The 16,880-nt window shown below is 42.2% G+C and carries 16 protein-coding genes; 5 read left to right on the top strand and 11 right to left on the bottom strand.

Annotated elements, in window-relative coordinates:
• Positions 1–19: 19 nt before the first annotated feature.
• The 5 genes from AC4EHK_RS01585 to AC4EHK_RS01565 all read right to left on the bottom strand — a co-directional run bounded on the left by AC4EHK_RS01585 (position 20) and on the right by AC4EHK_RS01565 (position 6,203).
• Positions 20–1,501: a sugar ABC transporter ATP-binding protein gene (locus AC4EHK_RS01585; protein WP_490977047.1), complete on the bottom strand. Its 1,482-nt coding sequence runs from the start codon at positions 1,499–1,501 to the stop codon at positions 20–22.
• A complete protein-coding gene (locus tag AC4EHK_RS01580) occupies positions 1,467–3,026 on the bottom strand; it encodes an FGGY-family carbohydrate kinase (protein WP_490977046.1) in 1,560 nt (519 codons plus the stop codon). Before AC4EHK_RS01580 ends, AC4EHK_RS01585 begins: the two co-directional genes overlap by 35 nt.
• A complete protein-coding gene (locus AC4EHK_RS01575; RefSeq protein WP_490977909.1) occupies positions 3,023–4,063 on the bottom strand; it encodes a galactitol-1-phosphate 5-dehydrogenase in 1,041 nt (346 codons plus the stop codon). Before AC4EHK_RS01575 ends, AC4EHK_RS01580 begins: the two co-directional genes overlap by 4 nt.
• Positions 4,064–4,084: 21 nt before the next feature.
• On the bottom strand, positions 4,085–5,014 hold the full coding sequence (locus AC4EHK_RS01570; protein ID WP_490977045.1) for a sugar-binding transcriptional regulator: 930 nt from the start codon (positions 5,012–5,014) through the stop codon (positions 4,085–4,087).
• Positions 5,015–5,477: 463 nt separating this feature from the next.
• Complete coding sequence (locus tag AC4EHK_RS01565) at positions 5,478–6,203, bottom strand: class I SAM-dependent methyltransferase (protein ID WP_490977044.1); 726 nt, start codon at positions 6,201–6,203, stop codon at positions 5,478–5,480.
• Positions 6,204–6,327: 124 nt separating this feature from the next.
• Between AC4EHK_RS01565 and AC4EHK_RS01560 the strand changes: the two genes are divergently transcribed.
• Positions 6,328–6,915 carry a hypothetical protein gene (locus AC4EHK_RS01560; protein ID WP_490977043.1) on the top strand — a complete coding sequence of 196 codons (588 nt, stop codon included), beginning with the start codon at positions 6,328–6,330 and terminating at the stop codon, positions 6,913–6,915.
• 87 nt (positions 6,916–7,002) lie between these two features.
• On the opposite strand, the gene AC4EHK_RS01555 is transcribed toward AC4EHK_RS01560, so the two are convergent.
• Both AC4EHK_RS01555 and AC4EHK_RS01550 read right to left on the bottom strand, forming a co-directional pair.
• Positions 7,003–7,395, bottom strand: coding sequence for an RDD family protein (locus AC4EHK_RS01555; protein ID WP_490977042.1), 393 nt, complete (start codon positions 7,393–7,395; stop codon positions 7,003–7,005).
• 5 nt (positions 7,396–7,400) lie between these two features.
• Positions 7,401–7,790 (bottom strand): DUF4181 domain-containing protein, encoded by a 390-nt coding sequence (locus AC4EHK_RS01550; protein WP_490977041.1) that lies wholly within the window; start codon positions 7,788–7,790, stop codon positions 7,401–7,403.
• Positions 7,791–8,125: 335 nt separating this feature from the next.
• Between AC4EHK_RS01550 and AC4EHK_RS01545 the strand changes: the two genes are divergently transcribed.
• On the top strand, positions 8,126–8,719 hold the full coding sequence (locus tag AC4EHK_RS01545; protein ID WP_490977040.1) for a hypothetical protein: 594 nt from the start codon (positions 8,126–8,128) through the stop codon (positions 8,717–8,719).
• 129 nt (positions 8,720–8,848) lie between these two features.
• Here the strand turns inward: AC4EHK_RS01545 and AC4EHK_RS01540 are convergent, their stop codons facing one another.
• From AC4EHK_RS01540 to AC4EHK_RS01530, 3 genes are all read right to left on the bottom strand, one after another.
• Positions 8,849–9,232 (bottom strand): DUF4181 domain-containing protein, encoded by a 384-nt coding sequence (locus AC4EHK_RS01540; RefSeq protein WP_490977039.1) that lies wholly within the window; start codon positions 9,230–9,232, stop codon positions 8,849–8,851.
• 50 nt (positions 9,233–9,282) lie between these two features.
• The gene (locus AC4EHK_RS01535) at positions 9,283–9,654 is read right to left on the bottom strand and encodes a DUF4181 domain-containing protein (protein WP_490977038.1); all 372 of its coding nucleotides are present in this window, start codon (positions 9,652–9,654) and stop codon (positions 9,283–9,285) included.
• A gap of 102 nt (positions 9,655–9,756) precedes the next feature.
• Positions 9,757–10,194, bottom strand: a complete 438-nt coding sequence (locus tag AC4EHK_RS01530) for an Rrf2 family transcriptional regulator (RefSeq protein ID WP_490977037.1) — start codon at positions 10,192–10,194, stop codon at positions 9,757–9,759.
• Between the two features lie 207 nt (positions 10,195–10,401).
• Here AC4EHK_RS01530 and AC4EHK_RS01525 point away from each other — a divergent pair, with 207 nt between their 5' ends.
• The 3 genes from AC4EHK_RS01525 to AC4EHK_RS01515 all read left to right on the top strand — a co-directional run bounded on the left by AC4EHK_RS01525 (position 10,402) and on the right by AC4EHK_RS01515 (position 13,881).
• Positions 10,402–11,274 carry an SDR family oxidoreductase gene (locus AC4EHK_RS01525; protein ID WP_490977036.1) on the top strand — a complete coding sequence of 291 codons (873 nt, stop codon included), beginning with the start codon at positions 10,402–10,404 and terminating at the stop codon, positions 11,272–11,274.
• A gap of 301 nt (positions 11,275–11,575) precedes the next feature.
• Positions 11,576–12,808: an AI-2E family transporter gene (locus tag AC4EHK_RS01520; protein WP_490977035.1), complete on the top strand. Its 1,233-nt coding sequence runs from the start codon at positions 11,576–11,578 to the stop codon at positions 12,806–12,808.
• A gap of 86 nt (positions 12,809–12,894) precedes the next feature.
• Positions 12,895–13,881 (top strand): YhdH/YhfP family quinone oxidoreductase, encoded by a 987-nt coding sequence (locus tag AC4EHK_RS01515; RefSeq protein ID WP_490977034.1) that lies wholly within the window; start codon positions 12,895–12,897, stop codon positions 13,879–13,881.
• An 87-nt stretch (positions 13,882–13,968) separates the two neighbouring features.
• Here AC4EHK_RS01515 and AC4EHK_RS01510 read toward each other — a convergent pair whose 3' ends face one another.
• A complete protein-coding gene (locus AC4EHK_RS01510) occupies positions 13,969–16,875 on the bottom strand; it encodes a DEAD/DEAH box helicase (RefSeq protein WP_490977033.1) in 2,907 nt (968 codons plus the stop codon).
• Positions 16,876–16,880: the final 5 nt, after the last annotated feature.

Below are 16,880 nucleotides of genomic sequence, written 5' to 3'. Positions count from 1 at the left end.
AATAAGCCTCCTTTTTATATCAACCTGATACCGCAACGTTCATAATTTCACTCTTATAACTGGCTGGAGTTGAGAACTCTTTAATGAGCCTTCCATTAAACATGATCAGTACTCTATCGCAAACTGCAAGTAATTCTTCAATTTCCGATGTAGCCATAATAATGCTTTTTCCTTCATTGGAGAGTTCTTTCATGATGGTATAAATTTCATCTTTTGCTCCAATGTCAATTCCCTGAGTTGGTTCATCGAATAATAGCAAGCGCGACTGGTGAATAAGCCATTTTGAAATAATGACTTTTTGTTGATTCCCTCCACTTAAATTCCTCATAGGGACATCGTTGCTACTCGTTTTAATATTTAGTTTTTTTATCATCTCATTCATGACAATTTTCATTTGCTGCTGCTTGATGAAGCTACGGTTTGAATACACACCAAGTGATGGCAGGAAGGCATTTTCTGAAATTGATAAATCCAGAATTGCACCTTCAGTTTTGCGATTTTCCGGCACAAGACCCATACCGCTATCCACCGCTTTTTGAGGTGAAGAAATATTTTTTTTCCTACCTTCTATATATATCTCTCCAGCATCGATGGAATCAGCCCCAAAAATTGCTCTAAGCAACTCCGTCCTTCCCGATCCTACAAGTCCATACAAACCGACGATTTCACCTTTTTTTACAGAGAATGAGACATCATGAATTTTTTTGTTGCTGAAATCTTTTACGACTAAAAATTCGTCTCTTTCAACCAAATCATGTACTTTTTCTTTTTTCTCGATTTTTCTTCCCGTAATATGTTGAATCAGTTCCGGCTGAGAAAGATTTGCCAAACTATCAGTAATGATCCATTCTCCATTTCTCAATACCGTTACACGGTCTCCCACCGCATACAATTCTTCTAGTTTATGTGAGATATAAACGATGGTGTATCCCTTGCCCTTTAGCAAATTGATTACTTCATATAATTTTGCTACTTCATCTCCAGATAGCGCTGTGGAAGGTTCGTCCATCACGATAATCTTACAATCTGCTGCAATCGCTTTAGCTATTTCTGTCATTTGTTTTAAACCCATACTCGCTGTTGAGGTTTGGCGCGTGGGTGAGATAGACAACCCCAAAAGCGAAAATATTTTTTTTGCCTCTTCGTTGAGTTGTTTCCATTTAACAAATCCGCCCTTGGGTTTAAGGTAATTTCCCAAATAAATATTTTCTGCCAAACTTAGTTCTTCAACTAACGATAATTCCTGATAGATAGTAGAAATCCCAAGTTCTTTGCTATCTGAAGGAGTTTTGATCGTGACCCGTTCTCCTTCCAAAATTATCTCGCCCTCGTCTTTTGTATAAACGCCTGCCAAAATCTTCATTAATGTAGATTTCCCTGCACCATTTGCACCAATGAGACAATGTACTTCACCTTTTTTCAGTGAAAAATCAACCTTTTGAAGTGCTTTTACTCCAGGAAAAGATTTAGACACTTGCTTCATTTCGAGTATGTTGCTCATGTTGGCCGGCCTCCCCATCCTTCAGCTTTTTCATAATAGGAAATAATACTTCATTTAAATTTAAATAAATCTCAAATAGCTCATCATATTTCCGAGTTTTTTCTAAATCAGGGTGGTATGTTTTCTTCATTTCCACCATGGCAGATGATGCATCAATCAAGCTTGGATACTCTCCAAGCCCATAGGCAGCAATGATGGCTGCACCTTTTGAACCTGTTTCTATATCTTCCGGAATCGAAATCGGCAATCCAGTCACATCGCTGATGATCTGCATCCAGCACTGGTTATGCGTTCCTCCGCCTCCTGCAATAATCCGATCAACTGGAATGGCGGATAGCTCCATAGTTCGGATTACATTTTTTGTTCCAAAAGCGATGGATTCTAGAATTGCACGATATATGTGATACTTATTGTGCGAAAGAGTCAAACCAATAAATGCTCCGGTTGCATGGGGCGTCTTGTATGGCGTTCGGTTTCCTTTCCAACTATCTAAAACCATTAGACCTTCACTACCTGCATCAATAGTCAAAATTTCTTTCTCCAGCTCTTTATATACTTTTTCTTTATCAGTACGACCTGTATAGAATTCCTGCAAAAACCAGGATATGATCGAACCACACGATAATTGCCCGCCTTCCAACAACCAATGGCCATCCAACAAAGGAGAATCGTAAGGTCCCCATAGTGAATCATTAAATATAGGTTCGTCATGGTGCATCAAGTGAACAAAACTTGTACCTGTTATCATACTTAGCTTTCCGGGTTCCAGTGCTCCTGAGCCAATCATCCCTATATGAGCATCAATACCTCCTTGATATACTGGTATACCAGCTACTAACCCTAATTGAGCCGCTACCCCAGATTTCACTACACCTACTTGATCACCCACATTTATCACATATGGCGGCCAATGCTTTGTAATCCCTTGAAGACTTACTGCTTCAAAAAATGGTTCTGAGAATCCCCCAAGTTGCTCCACGTAATTCCATTTACATGTAGCATTGCACTTAGATGCAACAAGTTGTCCGGTTAATTGATAGTTAATCCAATCGATTTGCTCAACAATCATTTTATCCGTTAAATCATAATTGTTTTTCAGCCATAAAGATTTTGTCGTCATCCATTCAATAGATGTTTTCCTACCTGAAAAACGCAATTGATCTACAACTTGAGGAAGTCGATTGTGATTGATGTCTTCTTCTTCACGAATAGCACGCTGATCCATCCAGCATTGAGCCGGTGCGATAGGATTCAATTTATCATCTGTCAGAACAACAGTGGATGAAGTCGCACACAGTGAAATAGCTTTTATCGATCGTGAATCGACGTTTTGAGAAACAGTTTTCATTGTCTCATTTAAAGCTTTCCACCAATCGTTTGCATCTTGCTCAGAATATCCGTTTTTTCTGTGCTGAGTTTTATAAGAAGCACTGGCCGTAAAAATATGTTCTCCTGCAATCGAATAGACACCTACCTTTAAAGACTGGGTTCCAAAATCCATTCCGAGAACAAGATTTTGATTCATAGAGTTTCTCCTGGATAAAGCAGTATCTTACTGAAGACAATTTCTTTATTTTTGATCTTTTCAAATACAGCTGGTGTTTCATCGATTGAATAACGATGAGAAATAATCTCTTCCGTACGAATTTTTCCTTTAGCCATACTTTCAATTACGTATGTCCATTCCTTCCCTGGGAAAGGATCAGAGAATGAATTCCAAGAACCGTTAATACCTATTTCATAACGCAGTAAACGGTCTACCGTCTTGGCTGAAAGTGTTAGAGGTTGATTGGAAATACCTAAGAAAACCACTCTTCCCATTTTGCCTGTGATACGGACAGCTTGATCTTGGGCAATTGCCGAACCGGATGTGTCAATGACAAAATCAATATGGGTATCGGCCAATACTTCAACTACATCTTCCGTTCTCGAATTTACTACTCGATCTGCTCCCAACTTTTTAGCAATTTCAAGTTTTTCATCAAAAATGTCAACTGCAATAACTTCTTTCGCCCCCATTTCTCGAGCAAATTGTACTGCAAACATGCCTATAGCTCCAAGTCCTATCACAACAGCTGTTTCGCCTTTCTGAAGATTACCTCTCCAAATTCCATGCACTGCATTGGCCGCCGGATCCACCATTGCTCCTGCATCATAAGAAATTCCATCATCAAGCTTCAGAATGTTAGCTTTGCCAACCTTGATATAGTTTGCCATTGCACCATCAGTCCGTGAACCATAGTAGTTGTAATCATCACATAATCCAAACTTGCCTTGTTTGCAGTAAACACATTTCATACAAGGCTCTAAAGGTGCAATTGTTACACGATCTCCGACTGACCATTCAGTTGCTTCTGATCCGCATTCAACTATCTTCCCAGAAAATTCATGCCCTAGAGTCAGCCCTTTTGAATAAGCTCCTTTTGTTAATGCTCTTGGAATATCCGAACCACAAATTCCGATTACTTTAACTTCTATCAAGACTTCCGTTGAGGAAATGGTTGGGACTTCCACTTGTTCAACTTGCAAGTTTCCAGGTTCGTATAATTTCACTGCTTTCATCAATTTTCCTACCTCCATTTTTTATACAATTTCTTTTGCTAAGTTTTCGTCTATAAAAAGAGTGTTTGCATATCCACCATTCAATGCTCCTTTTACGCTCTCCGCTTTTTCTTTTCCAGAAGCAATTGCAATAGAAAACTCTTTGCTCCTTAATTCTTCCAACCCAAGTCCAATAGTACGGCTGTTTAAATCTTCATCCACAATTTGTCCCTCTACTGAAAAGTACCTGGAACAAATATCCCCAACCGCTTTTTTTGCAATCAATTCTTCATATGCTCCCTCTTTGAAGTATCCACCTTTATAAAGAACTGAATTATGGGACACATTTCCGACTCCAAACACAGCAATATTACTTGCTTTTCCTAAGTTGAGGGTTTGTTCAATACTAGAATCGGTCATAATCGCTTCAGCAATTAAGGAAGAATCAACAATTGATGGTACTGGTAAGAGATATTGATCAGAGGAGAATGCTTTAGAGAATTTCTCAAGTAATGCTGCTGACCCTGTAGAAAAAGTACTCTTTGCTGCACCACCATTCAGTTGAACAATTTTCATATGCGGTAAGATTTTAGATTTCAAATGTGGTACTACGTGACTTAATGTTGTCCCCCACGATACCCCAAGCGTCAAACCATCTTCACAAATTTCATATAAATAATTCGCAACAGCTTTTCCAACATCACTTTGGATAAGAAGCGGATCATCTATGTAGACAGGGACTACAAAAACATTTTTAAGTTTGTATTTCTCTTTAATTGCATCTTCTAATTCCACAACAGAATCAAGAGTATAATTGATTTTTACATCTACAATTCCTGCTTTAAATGCCGCATCCACGATACGACTAATAGTAGGTCTGGAGTAACGAAGCTTCTCAGCTATTTCTTTTTGCGTCAAATTCATTTCATAGTACATTCTCGCAACAATGATCATTTCCTGATTTGTATACATCTCTTCGCCTCCTTTCGAATTGAAATTATGTTCACTAAAAATAATTTATTTCACTTTATAGTTAGATTATAGAGACTATTCCGTCAAAAGGAAGCGCTTTCTAACAAGTTGCACATAATTTCAATTGCATAAGATTTTGACACAAATTGTTTTCTCACCGGAATTTTAAACTTACAAAAAAAAGGATTATCGAATTCCGATAATCCTTTAAAATACATATGATTTTTTAAGTACTTGTACTTTCTCACTTCTAGAATTTCTACGGCGTTTGAGCTGATGTTTTCCTTTTAATAGGCAATCAATAAGCAAAGTCTACATAGTTAATAAAGCGCTATAGATTTTGCAGATGACCTCCCAAGAACTTATAAATACCGCACTTCCAATTATTGCATCTATTTATTTCGTTTTAATCATATTTATCGAATGACACACTAAACATTATATCAAGGGTCTTGCGTTCTTTTTACTCAAACTGCGTCGCGGCAATGCCAAAATAAGTTCCCGGTTCTTCCGAAAATTCCACCCGTTCGAAATGCGCCTGGAACCCGGCTTCTGCAAGCAGCGCCTCCCATTCCGGCATGGAAAACAAGCCGGCTGTCATGCTGTCGTGTTCATGGGTAACTTGTCCGTTCACGTCCCGCATAATATAGGCATATTCCGTTGTTAGCATCTGATCATCCGGATCGCTGTCGTAGCTCCATTCCAAATAGCGCAGGCCCCGACCATCCTGATCAACCCCACCATGATTTGTCCGCGGCTCAAACGTTTCCGTGTACTCATCCGGCATGATAAACAACAGGCCATCCGGTTTCAGATGCTTTTTGGCATTTTTCATGACCGCCAGCAAATCGGCTTTGTCTGTAAAATAGGTGATGGCGTCGTGGATAAATACCAGATCAAACTTGCCCTCGACTTTGATTGTTCGCATATCTCCCTGTATGTGCGGACAATCCGGATTTAACTCGCGGCTGACCGCCAACATTTCTGGAGACAGATCTGTTAACGTCATCGAAAAGTGTTTTTTCAGGTAAAAAGCATTGCTGCCCCCTCCTGAACCAAACTCCAGCCCATCCTTAATTGCGGGATGGTACCGCTCCATAATTTCCAAGAAAAGATGGGCTTCTTCCTCGTATTCCGTATGCGGAGACAATAGCGGCCACCACTGTGCCAACTCGTTGTACAGCTTCATGTGGATCACCCTTCCGATTTTTCTTTTATTATACAGCGGAACACCTTTTGTATAGTATGAGTAAATACGGGCTAGTGAAAACAGGACTATTAAACTACAATATATTAAAAAGAGGAGATGAAGTATGAAAAAAGTTCTTTTAGGGATAATTACCATGGCTCTGATCGCTCTGACTATCTATCTCGTGACCAGTTATCATACCACTCCTCAAGGCGCATTCAACGAACTGAAAAAATCGACAGATGCCATACCTATTCAGATGGTAGATGAGGGACATGTCATTTTGATTGATGATACAGGTGCACTTTCCATCGCGCTGATGACTACCGAGTATCGCTTCTTAGTCACGACACTTTATACAGACTTTGAAATCTTCCCTACCAATCTCAACGCGTTCGATGTGGATCTCAATCAAACCGTCGCATTTCTAAACGCACCTAGAAAATGGGAGTACACCTACGGCCTTGTTAAAAATGAAGAGATAAAATACATAGCAGATTCATGGTATCCAGAACATGAAGAGGCGTTGGCTGTTCATGCGTTGACAAACTATATTTCCAACGCCGATGCCGAAGATGTCGTTCTCTGGTTTTTCCCTCAGGAGTTGGAAAAAGACACAGTGTCTTCCAATCTTAATTTTTTGAATGAAGATGAAGAATTAATTGGGGAAATTAAAGATGATTATACGGTGGAAGAGTTTTTCGTTGACTAATTTTTCACAAAAAAAGGAGAGAGAGAATGGCTGCTGATTGAAAAAAGCTTTCCTTTTCTCAAGGAAAGCCCCATAGCAATTTTCTTTTTAGTTCAACTCTTTCACCATCGTATGCGCGTAAAGATCGTGCGGGAATTTTTCGCCTTGGTATTTGTCATAAGCCTCACGGTCTTTCAAGTAAAGAATGGAACTGACCGTATCCCGATGCACCATCCGTTTCAAAATCTGTTCTGAGGTCGGCTCACCGCCATTCTCGTTTTGCACTTCGATGTTCATTAATTTCTGGCCGACAGTCTGGCCGCTAAGCCGCAGCTGGGCATATTCCAAGCCCCAGAAAACTACGGTTGGCGATAGTACTACATAAGAAAAACTGCTTTTCGTTTTCTTTTTCAAAAAAGGTTCTAGCACGGAAGAAACCACTGTAGAAATTACTGTATCAATCGCTACCGCTTTTATCCGTTTTTTTGTTAATTCATTCATTCCATTCACCCTTCCATAATAAGTATTAGGCAGAAAGCCGACAGAATCAGAAAAGATTCTGACCATTCATACCAATATCGCTCCTCTTCCCGGTGCAGCAGCCACTCTTCAAGCCCTGTGAAAAACGCCTGTAAAATAAACAGGCCCGCGAAAGGACTCAGGCGGACAGCCAGCGACAGTTCGGTGACGTCCATTTCCAAATTTACATACATCAGTGCGTAGGCAAAAGCCACAAAAATAATCCCCTGTACAACCAAGCCATAACGATTTTTATCTTCATGAAAAATACTTTTCCAGGCTCTTTTTATTCCGCGTTTCCGCTTCAAATAAAAATGTGCAAAAAGGAAATAGGATGTAAAAAGAACAAGTAATCCAACGATCAAAGCTGGCTGCATGGGTAGCCCTCCTAACTAAAGTACTTCTACACTTTGGACCCGTTCCCCTTCTTTAATGAAGGCTAAGTTTAATGAAAAACAACTCACCTTTATAACTTTCCTATGATAAAGTTGTGGCACTAGGCAAGAGGAACTTTGCTTAGATTGTTTCTATTAGCCTGGACGTTGTCTTTTTTTATAAGTAGGCAAGCCTATTTAAAGTTGGATGCAGGTGACCAAAGATCAGCAAACCAAGAAGGTTGATGATTTACTTCAACGTGGGCCGACGGTTTGCCATCTGCTCCTTGAGGGAACCCATTGATTAATAGAATAAGATAAAAAAAGGGGTGTTGACTGTGATCTTTTTTATTATTTGGCTCCTTCTCGTTGGCTATGCTGTTTTTCTGGCACCTGGCGGCGAGACCGATCCTGTCCTGTCGAATATTTTCAGCGGAAACTTTGGAGCGATTGATCCGCTGGTGTTTGCCGTTTTCAATTCACTCGGCTTGTTTCCGATGGTGTTTTTGACGTTGCTGCTGCTGAATGACCGGCAAAAATGGCCGGCGTGGCCGTTTGCACTATTGTCTTTTATGGTTGGCGCTTTTTCACTTTTGCTGTATTTCGCTTTTGGTGACCGAAAGGCTGAAAGAAAGCTGCGAACTCCAGCTTGGCTCGTCCGCTTTCTCGGTTCCCGCTTTTGGCTGATTCTTCTTATGGTGTCATGGTTAGCGAATGGATTGACGCTGCTGCAGGGCTTTTCGCTGGCTGCTTACCGCGAAGCTTTTTTCACATCGGGTCTGGTCTCTGTCATGACCGTCGACTGGTTTGTGCTGTGGGGCTTATCCATTTATGCCGTCCACCGCTTCTACCCGGAAGCAAAGCTCAAAGCGCTTGCATGGATTCCGATTATCGGACCGATTCTTGTACTATTTGCCAATAAAAAAAACTAACATGTTAAGTACAAAGCCGTTATGCTGGAATTTGCATAACGGCTTTTTTTGCTGTGTGAATCGATACCTCATTTAACATTTCCGCGAAAAATTGTCACCTTTTTTCAGTACATGACCAGTTTCCGCCTTCTATAAAAAGGAAGTCGTCCACTCAACAATCTGCATCAAGCCCAGCAAAGACAAAAGCAAAACAGCCGTTAGCGTAAAACTGACCATCGAACGCCGTGCGTTTCTGACGTATTTCCATTCACTCATGGTTTGAAGCAATGCCAAAACACCGGCAATCAACATGATCAAGATGTAGTTGATGTCTGACCCGCTGATAGCCACAGCTACAATCACAGCTAGTAAACCGATGCTCACCCACCCTGCCGTCTGCTCTGATTTTTTCAGCGGTTCTCCAGCTTCTGCACGGTTCACACCATACTTTTTTTCAAGTTTGTTCAAACTCAAAGCGATCACAAACATAATTAAGATAAATCCAAACAGAATTACCGCTTCTATTCCACTCACCTCCCCAGTGCTTTATTTTGCAAAGAGCCTCTTTGCCCTTTCGCCTGAGCTTAAAAAAACTCTGTTTGCCATCTTAATACAGAGAGAAAAACGATGATTGCCAGAGCAGTGATGGTGAAGTAAACCATCGAAGCCTGGTATTTCCGGGATCCTTTCAAGTATTTCCACTCCAGGTAAATTTGCGTTGCACATACCAAGACGAAAATCCCAAGTAATAAGGAGAAAAATGCGGCCAGCGTATCGATGAAAAAGACATACAAAACGATGATTGCGGCCAACATGACCCAGCCGTTCCAACGCTCAAACTTTTTAACCGGCACACCTGCCTGCTCTTCTTTGTCGATGCCAAAACGCTTTTTCAAGTACATCCTCAAAAACTCGAGTCCAAAAATAACCAATAGCCATATAAAGAGGACCCACATACTCCTCACCTCCTGAACCTTTGTGTATTCTACGCATCAACTGGAGAGAAGTTCCAAAAAATGTCCACAAAAAAAGCATTCCACAGAGGAATGCTTATTCAATCAGATCGCCGCATCTTCTTTAGAAGCGATGTCCTGCAAAATAGTTTCGATCGTCACTGAGCCCAATTCTTTTTCCAATGCCAGCTGGGCTGCCGACAAAATTGGCAGAACCGCATCCTCAATATTCCTGCCTACCGGGCAATTCGGATTCGGATTGTCATGGACGCTGAACAGTTCCTGCTCCTGAACCACGTCCACCGCTTTGTAGACATCCAGTAAGGTAATTTCCGAAGGGGGCTTGGCCAACTTTGCTCCGGCAATGCCAGGCTGCACTTCAACCAAGCCTGCCCGTTTCAACATGCCAGTTATTTTTCGGATCAAAGTTGCATTTGTGTTGACGCTGCCCGCAATGTATTCGGACGAACTGATGCCTTCTTTATTTAACTCAACCAAGGTCAAGATATGAATGCCTACGGTAAAACGGCTGCTGATGGACATTTTGCTCACCTGCCTCTTTTATAAATTTTTCTGATCCTGTATCTAAGCTGCTTACAAGCCAGTATACCTTAAAAACGGCACAAATAAAAAAGAGCGGATTGCGAATCGTTGACAAACCAAACAGAAAAATCTATGATGATCACATGTATCAACGATGGATACAGGTTAGCGGATTTATCAAAAATAGACGAAGCGGAGGAATCAGTTATGAAACTGTTAGTGACAGGCGCCACAGGAAAATTAGGTTCAAAAATAGTCAACACTTTATTGGAAACCGTTCCCGCAGAGCAATTGGCGGTCAGTGTTCGCAGTCCGGAGAAAGCACAGGATCTGAAAGACCGCGGTGTTGATGTGCGCCACGGAGACTTTGATCAGCCGGAAACCTTGGACAAAGCCTTTGCCGGCATTGATCGTCTGCTGATTGTTTCCACAGATGGAGATAACGATACGCGCATCGTCCAGCATGGCAACGCAGTCGCTGCTGCACAACGAGCCGGCGTTTCCTTTATCGCTTATACAAGCGTGGTGAACGCACAGGAAAGCACAAATCTTATGGCACCGCCGCACAAGGCAACAGAACAAGCCATTCAGAAAACCGGCATTCCTTACGCATTTCTGCGCAACAATTGGTATTTGGAAAACGAAGCTTCAGGCATTCAAGGTGTATTGGCAGGCGCACCTTGGCTAACTTCAGCCCAAAATGGCAAAGTTGGCTGGGCACCGCAACAGGACTATGCTGCGGCAGCCGCAGCTGTGTTAACACAAGAAGGACATGAAAATGCCATCTACGAACTTTCAGGAAGTTTACTGACTCAGGACGAATTTGCCGCTGTCTTGGGGGAGGTTCTTGGAAAAACAGTACCAGTCCAACACGTAGATGATGCGGCCTACGCAGAAACCATGTTGGGTGCAGGATTGCCTGACTTTCTCATTCCGATGTTGGTCGGCATCCAGCAAAGCATCCGCGAAGGCACATTGGATGTAGAAAGTCGTGGCTTTGAAAAACTTCTTGGCCGGCCCGTTACCCCTATAAAAGAAGGATTAACCCAACTGGTCGCATCCATACAAGCAAACCAATAGACGATCGCAACCCAGTCTTCCATCAATATGGAAGACTGGGTTTTTAAAAAGGATTTTTACGGTTTATCCTGCCCGTTGCTGGATATGTGGATGATTTCCTTATAAAACGGGGATAACTTTGTCGTTTCGTTATTCTTTAGCAGTTATCCACATGTGGATAAGGCATCCCTGTTTAGAAAAATAAAGTTCAGCGGCGGTGTGAGAACTGCGCTATACGGGTATTTTAGGCATATAATGAAAATAATAATAAGATGCGGGGCCAGCGTCTCAAACTGTTTTATTCAGGAAAGAGGTGCACGTGATGGAGCAGGACAAAAACAAACATGCGTTAAGCCATGCAGCTTCCTGGTTTGTGAAATGGGTGCTGAACAACAAGGCGGTATCTGTATTGGTCATCCTGTTATTGCTTATGCTGAACTTGCTGCTGCTGCCAAAAATCAGCTATATCTTTCAGCCATTTTCCGCTTTTTTTGATGTCATGGGTTTGCCGCTGATCATGGCGGGTGTTTTATACTATTTGCTAAATCCGTTTATCGACTGGATGGAAACGAAACACATCAAGCGCATCGGTGGTATTTCTATTGTCTTTGTGATTATTATTGGCTTGCTTGCCTGGGGCATCGCAACTCTGATTCCGATTATTCGCGAGCAGACACTAAGCTTGCTGGAAAATTGGCAAGACTATTTAGCCACTTTTATCTCTCAGATCGATAGATTTTTCCAAAGCGACATCCTGTCCCAGCTGCAAACACAATTGACCGGCAATGCAGACAGCCTATCCACTTCCATCACAGATCAGGCAGATGATGTTGTCGGGACCACTGTCACCGGCATTGGCAGCGTCTTCGGTGTCCTGTCGACGACTGTACTCGCAGTGATTACGACTCCCTTTATCCTTTTTTATCTATTGAAGGACGGCCATCAGCTGCCTTATCACATCATGAAGCTTGTGCCATCGAAAATGCGGGAACATACTTATGTTCTGTTGCGTGAAATGAACATGCAAATCAGCCAGTATATCCGCGGCCAGCTGATTGTCGCCTTTTTTGTCGGACTGATGTTTTGGATTGGTTTGAGCATCATCGGCCTCGAGTATGCACTGACACTTGGTATTTTGGCGGGTGCCTTGAACTTGATACCGTTTTTGGGTACGTTCATTGCCTTATTGCCAATTGTCATCATTGCTCTGGTGGTCCATTCGCCCATCATGCTAGTCAAGGTGCTGATTGTCTTCTTTATTGAGCAAACACTGGAAGGACGCGTTATTCAGCCTCTCATTCTGGGCAGCAACTTAAGCATCCATCCCGTCACCATTATTGCCGTACTTCTAACAGCCGGAAATCTGTTCGGCATTCCGGGCGTCATTCTCGGCATTCCCGCCTATGCCGTCAGCAAAGTGGTGCTTGCCCACTTGTTCGCTTGGTACCAAGCTTATACCGGCCTGTACGACGACGACTTTAATCCGGCGCCAAAGCCACTGGTTTCTGAAAAGAAAAAGAAAAAACAGTTGAGCTTGAAGAAGAAATTGCGGTAAATACACAGGCTGTCCTAAATTGACGGCAGCCATAGCCATATGGTAGTTTTTGCATTCAATCCATTTTCCAGAAAGGGGCAATCTGCATGAATCAATTTAAAGCCGTTAGAGTGAAAGAACAAGAAGACCAAGTAATCTATGGTTTGGAGGAGATCAATTCCGATCAGCTTTCCGAAGGGGAAGTTTTGATTAAAGTTGCCTATTCTTCCATTAACTATAAAGATATGCTGGCAGTACAGAAAAATGCAGGCGTTATCCGGAACTATCCGATGATTCCCGGAATTGATTTGAGCGGCACTGTCGTTGAGTCAACAGACTCCCGCTTCACTGAGGGACAAGAAGTAATCGTCACAGGATTTGCCATGGGCATGAGCCATACGGGAGGTTTTTCAGAATATGCACGCGTCCCGGCAGAATGGATTGTGCCGCTGCCCGCTAACTTGAGCTTGAAAGACGCCATGGTATTCGGAACAGCCGGATTTACCGCAGCACTTTCCATTCGTGCACTGGAACAAAACGGCATGGATCCGGCAAAAAATCCGGCCATCTTAGTGACAGGTTCAACTGGTGGAGTCGGCAGCATCGCGCTGCAGATCCTGTCGAAAAGCGGATACCAAAACATTTCCGCTTTGGTACGGAAAGAACACCAAGCCGAAGTCGCTAAATCACTGGGCGCAACAAATATCATTTTTGCGGAAGAACTCGGAGATGCCAAAAAGCCATTAGGCAAAACCCGATTCGACTATGTAGTGGATACGGTCGGCGGAGACGTGGCTTCTGCGTTGATTCCACAGATCTCGTATGACGGCAGCATGAGCATGTGCGGCAACGCCGGCGGACTTCAAGTAAACACTACAGTGCTGCCATTCATCCTGAGAGGCGTCAGTCTGCTCGGAATCGACTCGGTCAACGTACCGATCGAAAAGCGCGGCAGCCTGTGGGAGAAAATGGCGAGCGACTGGAACATCACACAAACAACGCTGGTAAACGAGATTTCACTGGAAGAATTGACCGAAACAATCGACGCTATCAAAAATGGCCAGCATTTGGGACGGACAGTTGTGAAATTATAGGTTCAGCAAATAATGGTTTCGAATAAAAAATATGAAAAAGCGGAAAGGCTGATTTTAGCCTTTCCGCTTTTTCCGTTTCCTCAAAGATCAATCTGTTGTCGATCCCTCTTCGCTCGCAATATAACGATAAAGTTTTCCTTCTACTGTATTTTCTAATGCCAGCTGCATGTGAACGACTGGAATGTCCTTTAAGTTTTTATCTTTCATTAATGCTTGTTCTACATTTTCTTTATCTGGAAGAGCCTGTCCGAGGTAATAAAAATCTCCACCCTCGTCATCATCTTTTTTAATAAATAAATGGAGGTCGATGCCGTTTTCCGCAGCTTCCAAAATGGTTTTTACTTCTGCAGACGCTAACGTACGGTTACTTCGGGTCGACCATGTGAAGATTTCGGGGCTGATGAAGCCTTCTGTATATGCCACACTCGACTCCACTTCGGCATCTTTATGGTAAGTAACAAAGATCGGACAGGTCCCATGCTTCGTCTTGTACCCATAAATCGTTGAGCTTTCGTCGCTTGTCCAATTCAATAGCCGGCAAGCATCTTTACGAGTGTATTTTTTGTACAGTGTTAAAGCCTGGTCGCATCTGTAACTTTTGCTTAACTCTTTGGCACTTGTGACGAGATCTTTCAGCATCGCTTGAAAGCTTGCATTTCGCGCTAGGCTTTCTTGAATTTCTTTATTAAACTCGATGCTATCTGAGCCAAAAACCACAAGTGGTTTCGTGCCGTATTTTTTCCGAGGGCCTTGGTTGAAAAAGCTCAGGTCCATGATTCGTTGTACCGATGCTAAAGTTTCTGGGTCACCTGAGCAGTTATGAGATCTTAGGTATTGTTCATATGCTGCCATCGTGACCTTTTCTTTTTCCAGCAATAATTCAAGAAGTAGTATTTCGTGCAGTCTCTTGCCATTTAAGATCTCCAAAGAAAGCATGGTTACCACTTGTTCTTCGTATCCATTGACCAATGGATCAATTTCTTTAAGCTTCATTAAAAACTGGTGATAGGTTGTATACTTCTGAACAATCACTAAAGGATCGATTGAATTGTGGTGAATAAAATCCTGAAGCTGTGGAATATGTCCTATTCTGTTTTTAAGTTCGATATAGGCTTCCCGAAGAATCTTCATGTCATTTAAATTGCTTTTTTTAATCGCCGAAAACACACGATTTTTTGCTATTTCTTCAAAGTTCACAGTGGAAATGCCTTTGATGTAGCTCGTATCCTTCATTCGACGGCGAATGTTGTCCTTGTTCTGCGAACGTTCGCCGGACAAAGCGATGGGAATGAGGTAGTTGTTTTTGTAATTTCCAATAAAATCAATAATCGTGACAAATTCTTTGGAGCCGTGCTTTCGAAGGCCGCGCCCGAGCTGTTGGATAAAGATGATGCTCGACTGCGTTTGCCGCAGCATGACGACTTGATTAACGCTCGGAATATCTATCCCTTCGTTGAAAATATCAACAGTTAAAATATAATCGATAATGCCGTTTTCTAACCGTTCGACCTGCAAAATACGCTCTTCTTGAGAATTTTGGCCGGTCAATGCGACAGTCTTCAAACCTCTCTGGTTCAGCTCTTCTGAAAGTTGAAGCGCTTCTTCTTTTCTGCTGCAAAACATGAGACCTCGCACTTTGTCACCTGAATGGCCGTAATACTCGACCTTTTGCAGAAGATGCTCGATACGTTCTTCCGTTATCTGCTTTGAAAAAACCGTCGCTTCGTCAATCACGCCTTCTTCATATTCCACATCCGTTACGCCAAAATAATGAAACGGACAAAGCATGTCTTCTTCCAATGCTTCCTGTAAGCGAATTTCGTATGCCACATTATAATCAAACAGCTCGTAAATATTAAAATCATCTGTACGTTCAGGTGTCGCAGTCATCCCCATTAAAAACTTCGGTCGGAAATGCTCTATCACCCGCTGATACGATTGGGCTCCTGCTTTATGTACTTCGTCAATTAAAATATAGTCAAATGCTTGCGGATCCAGTTGACGGAGTGTGTCTTCTTTTGAAATCGTTTGAATGGTCGCGAATAAATAACGGGCATTCGTCTCCCGTAAATTGCCCGACAGAATTCCGAAATCTTTTTCTACACCACCCAATATTCGAATGAAATCAGCTTTAGCTTTTTGAAGAATTTGTTCTCTATGAACGATGAATAACATTCGTTTTGGTGCAAATTCACGCACGTCAAACGCGGATAGGTAAGTTTTCCCCGTACCGGTCGCTGAAATCACCAAGCCTTTGTCATTCCCAGCTTCCCGCACCGCTTGTATTTCCCGAAGAGCAGCTTTTTGCATGTTGTTCGGTTTGATATGGATGGCTTCTTCTAATGGATTTTCTGTATACACTTCCGGAAATTCGGCCACATTGGTCCATTCTTTTCGGTATTCCATCGGCACGTACGCTTGTTCATAGCTTGTGATCCATTGTTCTGTCAGCGGCTGCGCGCTTTCCCACACTTCTTCGAATTGATGATAAAAGTGAGAAACCAATTCGCCATTTTCATGCGAGCTCAATTTTATGTTCCATTCGTAGTTCACCTTCAAGGCTTGCGCCGTTAAATTAGAACTCCCGACGATCAAGGTTTTATGCGTGTTATGAGAAAAAATATACCCCTTCGAATGAAAGCCTTTCATACTCGATAATCGTACTTCCACATTGCTGATTTTCATAAGTTCTTTGAATACTTTCGGCTGATTGAAATTCAAAAATGTCGAGGTCAAAATTCTTCCTTTGATTCCTTTTTGATCTAAGTCCGATAAGTGGGTTTTCAACGTCGCCAACCCACTCTCCGTGACAAAAGCCACAGAAAAAAGAAACGATTGGCAGCTATCCAACTCCTCAATGATCGAGTTCAATACCGTTTCGTTTGTTTTGGTGTTGTTGATCAGCAGGGTTGGCTTAAAGCGTTCCCCACTCGGTTTGGTTTGATCAATAAATCCTTTGTAAATTGAGTCTTCTAAACTCTGAAGAAAATTCATATTCG

The sequence above is a fragment of the Planococcus sp. TJ-307 genome, from assembly GCF_058268435.1.
The sequence above is the reverse complement of the archived record's forward strand: the minus strand, read 5'-3'. Positions and strand labels throughout refer to the sequence as shown.